Here is a 12,028-nt window from a genome sequence, read left to right as displayed (position 1 = left end):
CCAGCGCATCGAAGCGACAATTTTACGCCAGTGGGCCGCGGTCGACGGAAATGGTGACCGCGACGGCGACCGCGATGGCGGTGTGCGGATCCGAGGCGCGTCGCATGGCGCGAGTGGGCGTGGGCGCTCGGACCAACGCGTCAAACCACGCCATCGATCGGGCGAATCAACCCCAGCGCATCAAGCCAACGCGTCAACCCAATGCCATCAGCCCAGCGGCGCGGCCACCGGTGTCGTCGAAGCAGGCTGGACCAGGGCGGGCGCCAGTTCCAGCACCACCCGGATCAGTCCCGGCGTGCCGGCGGTTTCGCGACGGAAACCCAGCGATTCGACCAGCGCCAGCATCGGCTGGTTGCTTTCCAGCACGTCGCCGTACAGCGTCTGCAGGCGCTTGCCCTTGGCCCAGCGGACGATCCGCCGCAGCAGATGCCGGCCCAGGCCCATGCCGGCGATGTAGCGGCTGACCAGGATCGCGAATTCCGCATGCTGGCCATCGGGCTGGATCGCGGCGCGGGCGACCGCGCCGATCAGCGCCTCGCCCGGTGGCAGCGGCTCTGCCGCGACCAGCGCGAATTCGCTGCGTGGATTGGGCTGCGTCAGCCGACGTGCCAGTTCCGGCGTCATTTCCGTCAGCGTGTGCAGGAAGCGCTGGCGGATCTCGTCGGGCTGCAGCAGATCGAAGGCGGCCCGAAGGGGATCGGCGTCGTCTGCCCGGATCGGGCGGATCAGCACCTCGCGTCCGTTGGCGAGTCGGACTTCTTCGTGCCACGGGGGAAGGCGGTTTCTTGCGACCATGGAGCGATGTTGGCAGGTCGAATGTGAAGCCCGTCTCACGATCCCCGGGACGGACTCCTGAGCGCGCCGGGTGCCGGTTCCAGCCATTCCACGCGGGAAAACGAGCCTTTTTCGCCCATCGTCTTCTGCAATTCCCGCACCGCGGGGGTCAGGGTCTCGTCGAGCTTCCACGGGGGATTGCAGATCAGCAGTCCGCTCCCGTTCATTCTCAGCGGCGAGTCATCGGGGCGCACCAGCAGTTCGGCCACCAGCAACTGCTTGGCCGGCAGGTTGCGCGCGCGGCGGAAGAACGGGCGCAGGGTCAGCCGCTGCTTGATCGGATACCACAGCATGAAGGTCGCCTGCGGCCAGCGCTGCAGGCCGCTGCGCAGCGCATCGAGGATCTGTTCGAACTCGTCGAGCTGGGCCTCGTATGGCGGGTCGATCAGCACCAGTCCGCGGGCGAAGCGGACATCGCCGAGCTTGGGCGGCAACAGCGCCTTGACCGCCGCATAGCCATCGCGCTGGTGGACCGCGACATGCGCCTCGCTGCCCAGCTGGCGCTTGAGTTCAGTGGCCTCCTCGGGTTGCAGTTCGCAGCAGGCGATGCGGTCCTGTTCGCGCAGCGCGTGCGCCAGCAACCACGGCGAGCCGGGATAGGCCTGCGGACCATGCTGGTTGCGGCAGGTCGAGATCGCGGCCAGGTAACGCGCGATCGCCGTCGATTGCGGCACCTGCGGCGCCTGGCCCCGGAAGCGCCCGGTCATCTGCGCAATGCCGCCTTCGGCCTCGCCGGTGCGTTGCGCGGCCTCGGCATCGAGCTGGTACAGGCCGCGTCCCGCGTGGGTGTCGAGGGCAAAGCAGGGCGCGGGCTTGGCGGTCAGGGCATCGCAGACGGCCAGCAGGGCGATGTGCTTGAGGACGTCGGCATGGTTGCCGGCGTGGAAGGCGTGACGGTAATTCATGCCGTCAGGTTACCCGGAAACCGGAAGCACGCATGCATCGTGTGCGCGTACGGCGGGGGCGTCGCGACGCCGATGCCGTAAGCTTCCGCCCATTCCCGTCCCATCCGCACGCGCCCGCATGTCACGCATCCTGCTGGTAGAAGACGAATCCGCCATCGCCGAGACCGTGATCTACGCGCTGCAGGCCGATGGCCACCAGCTGGAGCACCGGCTGACCGCACGCGATGCGCTGGTGGCGGCTGCGGGCATCGGCTTCGACCTGGCGATCCTGGACGTCGGCCTGCCGGATCTCAATGGCTTTGCCCTGTGCGCGCAGCTGCGGGCGCAACGGCCGCTGCCGGTGATCTTCCTGACCGCGCGTGATGCCGAGTCCGAGCGCGTCCTCGGTTTCGAACTGGGCGCCGACGATTACGTGCCCAAACCCTTCTCGCCGCGCGAGCTGGTCGCGCGCGTGCGGGTGGTGCTGCGGCGCAACGATGGCGTGGCGGCGACCGCGCTGGCGCCGGGCGGCTTCGCGCATGACAGCGCCGGCATGCGCGTGCGTTACCACGGCCAGTTGCTGGACCTGACGCGCTACGAATACGGCTTGCTGGCGGTGCTGCTGTCGCGCCCCGGCGCGGTGTTTTCGCGCGCGCAGTTGATGGACCGCGTCTGGGGCGATGCCTTCGACAGCAACGACCGCACGGTCGATACGCATATCAAGACCCTGCGCGCCAAGCTGCGCGCGATCTCGCCCAGCGTCGATCCGATCCGCACGCATCGAGGGCTCGGCTATGCGCTCGACAGCGAGTAGGACGTCCAACGGATGAGGATCGGGCTGCGCATCCTGTTGGGATATTTCGCGATCGTCGCGCTGGCGGCGTTCCTGCTGCTGCAGGTCTTCGTGCAGCAGGTCAAGCCGGGCGTGCGCCAGGCGATGGAGGACACGCTGGCCGACACCGCCAACGTGCTCGCCGAGCTGGCCACCGACGACCTGCTGGCCGGACGCATCGCTGACGGCCGCTTCGCCCGCCGCATCGCCAACCTCGGCGAGCGCGACATCGGCGCGGCGATCTGGGAGATCGACAAGCGCCGTGTCAGTTACCGGATCACCGTGACCGACGCCGACGGTATCGTGGTCTACGACTCGGCCGGGCTGGACGTCGGTCGCGACAACTCGCGCTGGAACGATGTCTACCGGACGCTGCGTGGCCAGTACGGCGCACGCTCGACCCGGCTGTATCCCGACGACGAGGCCTCGACGGTGATGCATGTCGCTGCGCCGATCCGCCAGGACGGGCGCATCGTCGGCGTGCTGACGGTGGCCAAGCCGAACCAGTCGATCGCACCGTTCATTGCGCGCAGCGAGGCCATCGTGCTGCGCTGGGGCATGGTGCTGCTGGGCGTGGCCCTGGCGATCGGCATGCTCGCCGCCTGGTGGCTGTCGCGGCAGCTGTCGGGCCTGCGCCGCTATGCCGACGCGGTGACCCAGGGCGAACGCGCGGTGCTGCCGTCCTCGGCCGGCGAGTTCGGCGATCTCGGGCGTGCGTTGCAGACGATGCGCGAGCGCCTGGATGGCAAGCAGTACGTCGAGGACTATGTGCACAGCCTGACCCACGAGTTGAAGGCGCCGCTGACCGCGATCCGCGGTGCATCCGAACTGCTGGAAACATCGCTGCCGGAGGCCGACCGCGTACGGTTTGCCGGCAGCATCCGCGCCCAGAGCGAACGCATGGCGCAGACCATCGACAAGCTGCTGGCGCTGGCCGCGGTGGAGCATCGGCAGCAGTTGGAACAACCCGAGGCGGTGCCGGTGCGCGAGGTCGTCGACGACGTCGTGTCGCTGTTCTCCGAACGCGCACAGGCACGTGGCGTCGCGCTGCAGGTCGAGGATGCCGCGCCGGGCGCGATCGTGGCGGGCGACCGCTTCCTGTTGCGGCAGATGCTGGCCAACCTGTTCGACAACGCGATCGATTTCTCCACGCCTGGCGGGCAGGTCGAATGCCGGATTCAGCGCGAGGACGGCCAACTGCGCATCGATGTCGGCGACCGGGGGCCGGGCATTCCCGATTACGCCCTCGGCCGTGTATTCGAGCGCTTCTACTCGCTGCCGCGCCCCGGCGGCGGTGGTCGCAGCAGTGGCCTGGGCCTGTCCTTCGTCGCCGAGGTCGCCGGCCTGCACCAGGGCAAGGCTGGAATGTCCAACCGCGATGGTGGCGGCGCGCGTGCCTGGGTCCTGCTGCCGCTGGCGGCGGCTTCGGGCGACGCACGCAGCTAGGCGGCGGGCAGGCGTGACGCGCAGGGCGCGCGCCGCCGGCGACGCTCGGGGAATGACGCTCAGGCGGCGATGCTTAGGCAGCGATGCTCAGGCAGCGGTGTTCAGGCGTGTGCGACCCAGCCGCGAAAGGCGAAGCCCGTATAGAACAAGCTGACATCGCCGAATCCCGCAGCACGCAACATGGCTTCATCCTGCACGGGATCGAGCACGTCCAGATGCGCGGCGACTGCGGTCCGCGCCATTTCGGCCCTGGCCGGATCCATCCCCGATGCGACCGCGTACTGCGCGTACCGCGACAGCCAGCGCGGCCGGTGGACGTCGTCCTGCGCAAAGCTGGCATGGGCCACCACGAACGCAGCGCCCGGCTTCAGGCGGCGATGCACCTCGGTCAGTGTATGGCGGCGCTGCTCGACCGGCAGGAAGTGCAGAGTCAACAGGCAGGTCGCGGCATCGAAGGGCCCGTCGGGGGCATCGTCGATGTCACCCTGCTGCAGGTGTACGCGCGGGGCATGCGCGGCCAGACGCTGCTCGGCCAGCGCCAGCATCGGCGCCGACGGATCCACGCCGGTGAAGCGCCACTGCGGATGCAGGTTCGCGAACGCCTCGATCTCCAGGCCGCCACCCGCGCCCAGTACCAGCACATCGGCGTCGGCGGGACTGCGTTCGGCCAGCAGGATCGTCGTCATGCGATGCAGGTCGGAGAAGCCGGGCACCAGGCGCGGCGGCCCCTCGGCGTAGTGGGCGACATTGGCGGCATCGGAGAACGCGGACTGCGATTCGCGCATGGGGTCGGTCTCGTAGGTTGGCGGCGTAACGGGGTGGCTGCGACCGCCCGGGCCGGGCCGGGTGGGTGGTCCGCGTATCGAGAGGCCTAATCGCAGGTCGACGATAATGAAACAACATTAGTTACATGAAATCAAGCGGGCGGGTTGTCGAGGTCGCCGAGGTCTTCAGGGTCGGCATCGCCGCGCATGTTGGCGCGCCGCGGTCACCGCGCCATTTGGCGGCACCATTTCAGCGCGCCACTTCAGCGCAACACTTCAGCGCAACACTTCACTGCCGCTTCACCGTTGCCGCATCGTCGCGACACCTGCCGGATCCAGTCTGCGCACCTGACCTGCCACGAGGAGCGCGTGATGAGACTGACATTGAAGATTCTGATGGTGCTGGGCCTGACCCTGGCCATCCTGGTGCCGCTGTTGATGATCCGGGGCGTCATCGCCGATCGGCAGGGGTACCGCATGCAGGCCGTCGAGCGCATTGCGCGCAGCGAGTCCGGCGCGCAGGGACTCGCCGGTCCGGTGCTGGTGGTGCCATGGACCGAGATCGTCGAAGTCGAGGAAAAGAACAACCGCGGCGAAGTGGTGCGCACCGTCAAGCGCGACGGCGAGAGCGGCACCTGGACTTTCTTCCCGCGCGAGTTCGCGCTGGACGCGACGATGGCGCCGTATGCGCGCCAGATCGGACTGCACGAGGTGCGCATGTACGCGCTGTCGGGCGCCATGAACGCGAGTTTCCATGTCGCGATCCCGGCCGATGCCGATCCCGCCCTGCCGCGCAGGATCGGGCGGCCTTGGCTGAGCTACGGCATTGCCGACGTGCGTGGCCTGCGCGGTGCGCCACGACTGCAGCTCAACGGGGTCGAGGCGCAACTGCTGCAGGGCCTGGGCAGTCGCGACGCGCCCGGCGTGCATGTGCGCCTGCCGGTGCCGGTCGCCGGCAAGCCGCTGCTGCTCGATGCGCGCCTGCAACTGTCGCTGGGCGGATCGGAAGCGCTGGCGATCGCGCCGCTGGCCGAACGCAACCACATCGCCATCGCTTCGCCCTGGCGGCATCCGCAGTTCAACGGCGCCTTCCTGCCGCATGCCAAGACGCTGGATGCCAACGGCTTCCGCGCCGAATGGGAGGTCAGCGCGCTGGCCGCCAATGCGCAGGCCCAGTACCGCAACGGCGGCAACCTGAGCTCGGGCGATGTCGCGCTGATCCGCGATGGCGTCGGCACCGCCCTGGATGCGATCGGCATCTCGCTGGTCGATCCGGTCAATCCGTACAGCCAGGCCGATCGCGCCAGCAAGTATGGCCTGTTGTTCGTGCTGCTGACCTTCGTCGGCTTCTTCATGTTCGAGCTGATCAAGCAACTGCGTATCCATCCGATCCAGTACGTGCTGGTCGGGCTGGCGCTGGCGATCTTCTTCCTGCTGCTGGTCGGCCTGTCCGAGCACATCGCGTTCGGCATCGCCTATCTGGTCGCCTGCGTGGCCTGCATCGGGCTGCTCGGCTTCTACCTGTCGCACGTGCTGCGCAGCCGCGCGCGCGGCGCCGGTTTCGCGGTGATGCTGGCCCTGCTGTATGGCGCGCTCTATGGCCTGCTGGTGTCCGAAGACAATGCGCTGGTGCTGGGTGCCGGCCTGCTGTTCGTGATCCTGGCCGCGATCATGGTGGTCACGCGCAAGGTGGACTGGTACGCACTGTCGGCCGGACAGCCGCCGCGCTTGCCCGACCAGGTCGCCTGACCGGTGGCCTGACCCGGGCGTATCGGCGAGGAAAAGCCCGGGCGACGGTGGATCGTCGTCCGGGTTTTGCTGTTGCAGGGTACGTGCATCGCCTTGTGCGCTCCATGTCGATCCAGCGGCTGCAGTGTGGTGGCTTCAACAGTGCGCGTTGGAGGTCCGGCGCAGGAACAGCAGCAGGAAGTGGAAGAACTCCGCACGCGGCGCCAATGCATGGCCTTCGACGTACCAGCCCTGCGTGCGTGCCTGGCGATCGTAGGCGGCGGCGCCGATCTCGGGCGTGATTGTGGCCGCATCGGTGCCGTAGAACGCGGCGCGGCGCGCCATCTGTTCCCGGAACGAGGCCTCCGGCGTCTGGAAACGCGGGTCGGCGTTCATCTGCACGGGGTCGGTGATGAAGTTCAGCGCGACCACGGCGTAGGGCGCTTCCGGATCCAGATAGCGGAACGTGGCCGGCATCGCGTCGAAGTGCTCGCAGAAGCCGTAGTAGACGCCACCGAGATTGTTGTCGAGCACGATCAGGTCATAGGTGCCGAGCCGTGGATCGCCCTCGTTGAGCATCTTGAAGCTGTCGCCGTGGATGGCGGTGACCTTGGGGCCGAGTTTGTCGGCCAGCCGCGCATAGTCGGCGTTGATATCGCACAGGTGCGCCCGGGTCGCGCGATCGAGGTAGCTGTGCGACAGGTTGATGCCGGCCCCGGCGAATGGATCGAGGACGCGTGGCGCCTCGAGCGGATAGCCATGGGCGGCGCATTGCCAGAACACGGTGTCCATGTGGAAGGCGACGCGCTGGTAGTTGCGGATCGGCGGCGCGAGGGCGGTCAATGCCTGGATGCCGCCGATGGCGGCGCGTCTGGTCCAGAAATGAAGGTCTGCGCTGAGTGATGTCATCCTCTCTCCTCTTGGCTGTGAACTCGACTTTCGATGAAATTGGGCTGTTTTCTCCGATGTTGTTGAAAGACACGCGAAGTCCGCCGAAATCCGGACAGCCTGCGCCGGTCGCTGCGGGTGCGGGATTTCTGCACAATGCGCAGCGACCCCAGCCGTCCGGTGGACCCCCAAACCGATGCATGACCCTGCCGATCCACGCGTGGAGATCGTGCGTGGCACCGCCGCGGCGCGCTATGTCGAGCCGCTGGCCTCGCTGCGGATCGCGGTGTTCCGCGACTGGCCGTACCTGTATGCCGGCGACCTTGGCTACGAGCGCGACTACCTGGCCGCCTATGCGGCTTCGCCGGACAGCGTGTTCGTGCTGGCACTGGCGGACGGAGAGATCGTCGGAGCCGCGACCGGCATCCCGCTGGCCGACGATACGGAGGCGTTCCGGCAGCCGTTCGAGCAGCGCGGGCTGCGGATCGAGGACGTGTTCTATTTCGGCGAGTCGGTGCTGCTGCCCGCGTGGCGCGGCCGTGGGCTGGGGCATGCCTTCTTCGACCATCGCGAGGCGCATGCGCGCGCGCTGGGCCGTTTCCGCTGCACGGCGTTCGCCGCGGTCGATCGCGACCCTGCCGATCCGCGCCGGCCCGCGCAGCATCGCGACAACGACGCGTTCTGGACCGGGCGCGGTTACCGGCGCCAGCCTGGCATGACGATGCAGTTGCCGTGGGACGAGATCGATGCCGGCGAGATCTCGCATCCGCTGACGTTCTGGCTGCGCCCGCTGGAGCGTGCTGCGGACCGCCGGCGACCAATCACGGATGTCCGGGAGCAGGTGTCATGAGAGTCGCGGTCGCCAAATACCCGATCCAGGCGCCGGCCTCGTTCGAGGTCTTCGCCGAGCGGCTGCGGCGCCTGCTCGAAGAGGCCGCGGCACTGGGCGCGCGCATTGCCGTGCTGCCCGAATACCTGTCGCTGGAGCTGGCCGCGACCTTCGAACCGGATGTCCAGGGCGACCTGCTGGCGTCGCTGGCGGCGATCCAGCGCTACCGCGCGCCCTGGCGCGCTTTTTTTTCGGGCCTGGCCCGCGAGACCGGCCTGCACGTGGTCGCCGGCAGCTTCCTGCTGGCGATGGACGATGGCCGCTACCGCAACCGTGCCGACCTGTTCTCGCCATCGGGCGGTCATGCCTGGCAGGACAAACTGCAGCTGACCGGCTTCGAGAAGGGCACCGGCGCCATCGTGCCCGGCGATGCGCTGAAGGTGTTCGACATCGAAGGCGTAAGGGTCGGGCTGGCGATCTGCTATGACGCCGAATTCCCGCTGTCGGTCCGCGCCCAGCGCGATGCCGGCGCACGCCTGCTGCTGGTGCCCAGTTGCACCGACACTGCGGCCGGCGCGACCCGCGTGCGCGTGGGCTGCATGGCGCGTGCGCTCGAGAACCGCTGCTTCGTGGCGCAGGCGGTGACCGCAGGGCTGGCGCCCTGGAGTCCGGCGCTGGACGTCAATACCGGCGAAGCCACGCTGTATGCACCGATGGATGTGGGCTTCCCGGCCGATGGCATCGTGGCGCAGACGGCCGACACCCAGGTGTGGGCGGTCGCCGATCTCGACATCGGGGCATTGGAAACGACCCGTGCCGCGTCCCAGGTCGGTGTCGACCGAGACTGGATGGCGCAGCTGCGACCCGCGATCGCCCAGGTAAGGTTGGAGGCGCTGGATCCCTGATCGTTCGTGCGGCCGTCCATCAGGTCGGCTGCGCGAGACATGGGCTCATGGTGTCGCGGTCGACGGCGGTGCGGTCGGTTGCGTTGTGGTCGACGGCGCTGCGTTCTCCTGGCGCAGCCGCAACCGCGCCTGCAGACCGTGATGGTCCGAGGCCCAGGTGCCGTTGGCATCGGGCGCAGTGAACAGGCGGCCGGCGTCGATGACGTCCCAGCGGCCTTGCTGCGGCAGGATGTGGTCGATGCGCCGGCGTTGCGTGTACCACGCCGGATTCAGCGTCGTGCTGTCGTCGGCGCTGGCGTCTGGATGCCGCAGACCGAAGCTGTCGAGATGCGATGCCAGCAGTGGCGCCAGTTCCGGCGCGTCGACCGGCGCATTGAAATCGCCGGCCACGACATGCGCCGTGCCATCCCCCGAGTTGCGTGCAATGAACGCCAGCAGGTCCTGGATCTGGGTCGCACGGATCGCGCCGCCGTCGTCGGTCCAGTGCAGGTGGGTGACGTAAACGTCGACATCGCCGCCCTCGCTGCGCAGTCGCAGCATGCCGGCGGTGCGATGGTCGTCGAGCGGGGCCAGGTCGGCCTGCGCCTGCTTGGCGATCGGCAGGCGCGTCAGCAGCGCATTGCCGTAACGGTGGACATTGGCCTGTGGATCGGTCGAGAAGAACACGAACCGGTAACCCAGGGCCTCGGCCAGGGTCTGTGCCTGGTTCTGCAACTCGGCGGTCTGCAGCACTTCCTGCAAGGCGATGACATCGGGCTGGTGTGCGCGCAGTTCGGCGATGATTTGCTGCTGGCGCCGCGGCCAGTCGGCCTTGTCGTGATAGAGGTTCAGCGTGACCACGTCGAAGATGCCGGCTTCCGCGTCGGCATCCGGCGCAGGTTTCGACGCCGTAGCGCGCGGTGATGTCGCGCAGGCGGTGAGCATGCACATCAACAGGACCAGTACGGCGCCCATGGCGGCGGATGTCTTGCGATGCATGCGGGGCTCCCGACGTGTCGTGCCGCTGGCGAGGCGGACACCTTACACGATGTCCCGTGAGCGCCCGCTGCCGCCGGCGTACGGCGGGACGCGGGTATCGCGATCGCGGGACAGGGATCAGGGCATCGTCGCGAGTGCCGCCGGCAGCCACAGCGACAGCCCGGCCAGGCCGCTGCCGATCGCGAGTGCCGCGATCACGTCGCTGGGATAGTGCAGGCCGAGGATCACTCGCGACAGCGCCACGCTGGCTGCGAACGGCACCAGACCCCAGGCCAGCATCGGGTAGTAGGCGATGGCGACGATCGAGAATGCGACCGCATGCAGGGTGTGCCCCGACGGGAAACTGAATTCATCCAGCGGCGCGACCCAGGCACGGATGCGGACATCGCTGGCGAACGGGCGCGGGCGTCGCGTCCAGCGTTTGAGGCCCTTGTACAGCGCCAGCGCGATGATCCCGGTCACTGCCAGGTGGACAGATACGCGCAGGCCGTGCAGGCCGTCGAAGACCACCAGCGCCAGCATCAGCGCATACCAGAACACGCCGTCGCCGAGGCGGCTGATCGCCGAGAACACGGTGCGGATGGCCTGCCGCTGGCCCCAGCGGTTGGCATGCAGGCACCAGCGTGCCTCATGGATGGACATGGCTCGGCGCGAAGGCATCTGGCGCATGGGTCGTCCCCTGGTGGGCAAGGCGGTGGAGGATGGATTCGAAATCGATGGCGACCTGCTCCGGTCGCAGCGCCAGCATCGCGTCGGCCGCGGACAGGCCCATGACGGTCCGGCGCTGGTCCTGGGTCGCGAGTTCGACGCTGGCGGCGATGAACGCGGCGTCCGAATCGACGCGGCGACCGTGCATGCCATCGCTGAGGTGTTCGCGGGCGGCGCCGTAGTCGAACGCGACGGTCGGTACGCCACTGGCCAGTGCTTCCAGCGTGACGTTGCCGAAGGTCTCCGACAGGCTGGGGAACAGGAACAGGTCGGCGCTGGCGAAATGACACGCCAGCTCCTCGCCACGCTGGATGCCGGCGAACACGAAGTCCGGATGTCCGGCCTGCAGCGACTCGCGCAGCGGACCGTCGCCGACCCAGACGAAGCGTGCGTCGGCACGCTGCCGCTGGATCGCGCGGAATGCGCGGACCGCGAGATCGAGGTTCTTTTCGGCGGCGATGCGTCCGACATGGATCACCATCAGGGCGTCATCGGCCACGCCCAGTTGCCTGCGCAATGCGATGTCGCGGCGCTGGCGGTTGAACAGCCCGCTGTCGACCGCGCGCGCGAGCCGCACCGGATGCTGGAAGCCGGCACCGTGCAGGAAGTCGAGCAGTTCGCAGGTCGGCACCAGGGTCGCATTGCCGGCGTTGTGGAAGCGCCGCATCCAGGCCAGCGCGACCGGCTGCATCCAGCGCACGCCGTAGTCGCGCATGTAGTGGTCGAAGCGGGTATGGAATCCGGTTGCGACCGGAATCTGCAGCTGGCGTGCCGCACGCAACGCCGACCAGCCCAGCGGGCCTTCGGTGGCGATGTAGATCGCGTCAGGGCGCGCCTGCTGCCATTGCCGCACCAGTCGCCGGGTCGAGGGCATGCCGAAGCGCAGGCCCGGGTAACGTGGCAGGCCCAGGCCACGCACCAGCAATGGCTGCCCGCCGTCGTCCTGCGGGAGATCGGCGGCACTGTCTGCGAGCTGGCGCGGACGGATCACGCTGACATCGTGGCCGCGTGCGCGCAGGCCGGTTTCGAGGCTGCGCACGGTCAGGGCGACGCCGTTGACCTCGGGCGGGTACGTCTCGGTGACGATGGCATGGCGCATCTGCGACTCCCGGTTTTCCGCATGCTGCCGCACGCGGGTTAAGCCAGGATGTCGTTGCCGTGACCGTGGGATGACGCGTCGCGTGGGCCGCTGCGACTTCGCGTTTGCCTGCGATCGCCAGCCTTTGCGCCAG

At 68.4% G+C, this 12,028-nt stretch carries 12 protein-coding genes; 5 read left to right on the top strand and 7 right to left on the bottom strand.

Features of this window, described 5'->3' with window-relative positions; translation table 11 throughout:
• Positions 1-207: 207 nt before the first annotated feature.
• Both ACYX7E_RS11035 and ACYX7E_RS11030 read right to left on the bottom strand, forming a co-directional pair.
• Positions 208-795 carry an N-acetyltransferase family protein gene (locus tag ACYX7E_RS11035; protein WP_462080612.1) on the bottom strand — a complete coding sequence of 196 codons (588 nt, stop codon included), beginning with the start codon at positions 793-795 and terminating at the stop codon, positions 208-210.
• Positions 796-830: 35 nt separating this feature from the next.
• Positions 831-1,739, bottom strand: a complete 909-nt coding sequence (locus ACYX7E_RS11030) for a 23S rRNA (adenine(2030)-N(6))-methyltransferase RlmJ (RefSeq protein WP_462080611.1) — start codon at positions 1,737-1,739, stop codon at positions 831-833.
• Between the two features lie 118 nt (positions 1,740-1,857).
• Here ACYX7E_RS11030 and creB point away from each other — a divergent pair, with 118 nt between their 5' ends.
• Together creB and creC are read left to right on the top strand one after the other, a co-directional pair.
• Entirely contained in the window at positions 1,858-2,532 is a 675-nt protein-coding gene (creB, locus tag ACYX7E_RS11025; RefSeq protein WP_462080610.1) for a two-component system response regulator CreB, read from the top strand.
• A 12-nt stretch (positions 2,533-2,544) separates the two neighbouring features.
• Positions 2,545-3,996 (top strand): two-component system sensor histidine kinase CreC, encoded by a 1,452-nt coding sequence (gene creC, locus ACYX7E_RS11020; RefSeq protein ID WP_462080609.1) that lies wholly within the window; start codon positions 2,545-2,547, stop codon positions 3,994-3,996.
• Positions 3,997-4,097: 101 nt separating this feature from the next.
• Here the strand turns inward: creC and ACYX7E_RS11015 are convergent, their stop codons facing one another.
• On the bottom strand, positions 4,098-4,781 hold the full coding sequence (locus ACYX7E_RS11015) for a class I SAM-dependent methyltransferase (protein WP_462080608.1): 684 nt from the start codon (positions 4,779-4,781) through the stop codon (positions 4,098-4,100).
• Positions 4,782-5,132: 351 nt separating this feature from the next.
• Here ACYX7E_RS11015 and creD point away from each other — a divergent pair, with 351 nt between their 5' ends.
• Complete coding sequence (gene creD, locus ACYX7E_RS11010; protein WP_462080607.1) at positions 5,133-6,509, top strand: cell envelope integrity protein CreD; 1,377 nt, start codon at positions 5,133-5,135, stop codon at positions 6,507-6,509.
• A gap of 135 nt (positions 6,510-6,644) precedes the next feature.
• Here the strand turns inward: creD and ACYX7E_RS11005 are convergent, their stop codons facing one another.
• Positions 6,645-7,397 carry a class I SAM-dependent methyltransferase gene (locus ACYX7E_RS11005; protein ID WP_462080606.1) on the bottom strand — a complete coding sequence of 251 codons (753 nt, stop codon included), beginning with the start codon at positions 7,395-7,397 and terminating at the stop codon, positions 6,645-6,647.
• 175 nt (positions 7,398-7,572) lie between these two features.
• On the opposite strand from ACYX7E_RS11005, the gene ACYX7E_RS11000 reads away from it, so the two are divergent.
• Complete coding sequence (locus ACYX7E_RS11000) at positions 7,573-8,226, top strand: GNAT family N-acetyltransferase (protein WP_462080605.1); 654 nt, start codon at positions 7,573-7,575, stop codon at positions 8,224-8,226.
• The gene (locus ACYX7E_RS10995) at positions 8,223-9,110 is read left to right on the top strand and encodes a carbon-nitrogen hydrolase family protein (RefSeq protein WP_462080604.1); all 888 of its coding nucleotides are present in this window, start codon (positions 8,223-8,225) and stop codon (positions 9,108-9,110) included. The genes ACYX7E_RS11000 and ACYX7E_RS10995 overlap by 4 nt, the downstream gene beginning before the upstream one ends.
• A gap of 45 nt (positions 9,111-9,155) precedes the next feature.
• Here ACYX7E_RS10995 and ACYX7E_RS10990 read toward each other — a convergent pair whose 3' ends face one another.
• From ACYX7E_RS10990 to ACYX7E_RS10980, 3 genes are all read right to left on the bottom strand, one after another.
• Positions 9,156-10,088, bottom strand: a complete 933-nt coding sequence (locus ACYX7E_RS10990; protein ID WP_462080603.1) for an endonuclease/exonuclease/phosphatase family protein — start codon at positions 10,086-10,088, stop codon at positions 9,156-9,158.
• A gap of 117 nt (positions 10,089-10,205) precedes the next feature.
• Positions 10,206-10,730: a phosphatase PAP2 family protein gene (locus ACYX7E_RS10985; protein ID WP_462080602.1), complete on the bottom strand. Its 525-nt coding sequence runs from the start codon at positions 10,728-10,730 to the stop codon at positions 10,206-10,208.
• Positions 10,717-11,895, bottom strand: coding sequence for a glycosyltransferase family 4 protein (locus ACYX7E_RS10980; RefSeq protein ID WP_462080601.1), 1,179 nt, complete (start codon positions 11,893-11,895; stop codon positions 10,717-10,719). The genes ACYX7E_RS10985 and ACYX7E_RS10980 overlap by 14 nt, the downstream gene beginning before the upstream one ends.
• Between the last annotated feature and the right edge of the window lie 133 nt (positions 11,896-12,028).

The organism is Luteimonas sp. RIT-PG2_3 (assembly GCF_054902115.1).
This window is presented reverse-complemented; position numbering and strand designations above follow the sequence as displayed.

Bases quoted from the DNA above. Each gene is read 5' to 3' on its own strand.
- creB (WP_462080610.1), top strand. From the start codon at position 1,858: ATGTCACGCATCCTGCTGGTAGAAGACGAATCCGCCATCGCCGAGACC.
- ACYX7E_RS11035 (WP_462080612.1), bottom strand. From the start codon at position 795: ATGGTCGCAAGAAACCGCCTTCCCCCGTGGCACGAAGAAGTCCGACTC.
- ACYX7E_RS10995 (WP_462080604.1), top strand. From the start codon at position 8,223: ATGAGAGTCGCGGTCGCCAAATACCCGATCCAGGCGCCGGCCTCGTTC.
- ACYX7E_RS11015 (WP_462080608.1), bottom strand. From the start codon at position 4,781: ATGCGCGAATCGCAGTCCGCGTTCTCCGATGCCGCCAATGTCGCCCAC.
- creD (WP_462080607.1), top strand. From the start codon at position 5,133: ATGAGACTGACATTGAAGATTCTGATGGTGCTGGGCCTGACCCTGGCC.
- creC (WP_462080609.1), top strand. From the start codon at position 2,545: ATGAGGATCGGGCTGCGCATCCTGTTGGGATATTTCGCGATCGTCGCG.
- ACYX7E_RS11030 (WP_462080611.1), bottom strand. From the start codon at position 1,739: ATGAATTACCGTCACGCCTTCCACGCCGGCAACCATGCCGACGTCCTC.
- ACYX7E_RS10990 (WP_462080603.1), bottom strand. From the start codon at position 10,088: ATGCATCGCAAGACATCCGCCGCCATGGGCGCCGTACTGGTCCTGTTG.
- ACYX7E_RS11005 (WP_462080606.1), bottom strand. From the start codon at position 7,397: ATGACATCACTCAGCGCAGACCTTCATTTCTGGACCAGACGCGCCGCC.
- ACYX7E_RS11000 (WP_462080605.1), top strand. From the start codon at position 7,573: ATGCATGACCCTGCCGATCCACGCGTGGAGATCGTGCGTGGCACCGCC.
- ACYX7E_RS10980 (WP_462080601.1), bottom strand. From the start codon at position 11,895: ATGCGCCATGCCATCGTCACCGAGACGTACCCGCCCGAGGTCAACGGC.
- ACYX7E_RS10985 (WP_462080602.1), bottom strand. From the start codon at position 10,730: ATGTCCATCCATGAGGCACGCTGGTGCCTGCATGCCAACCGCTGGGGC.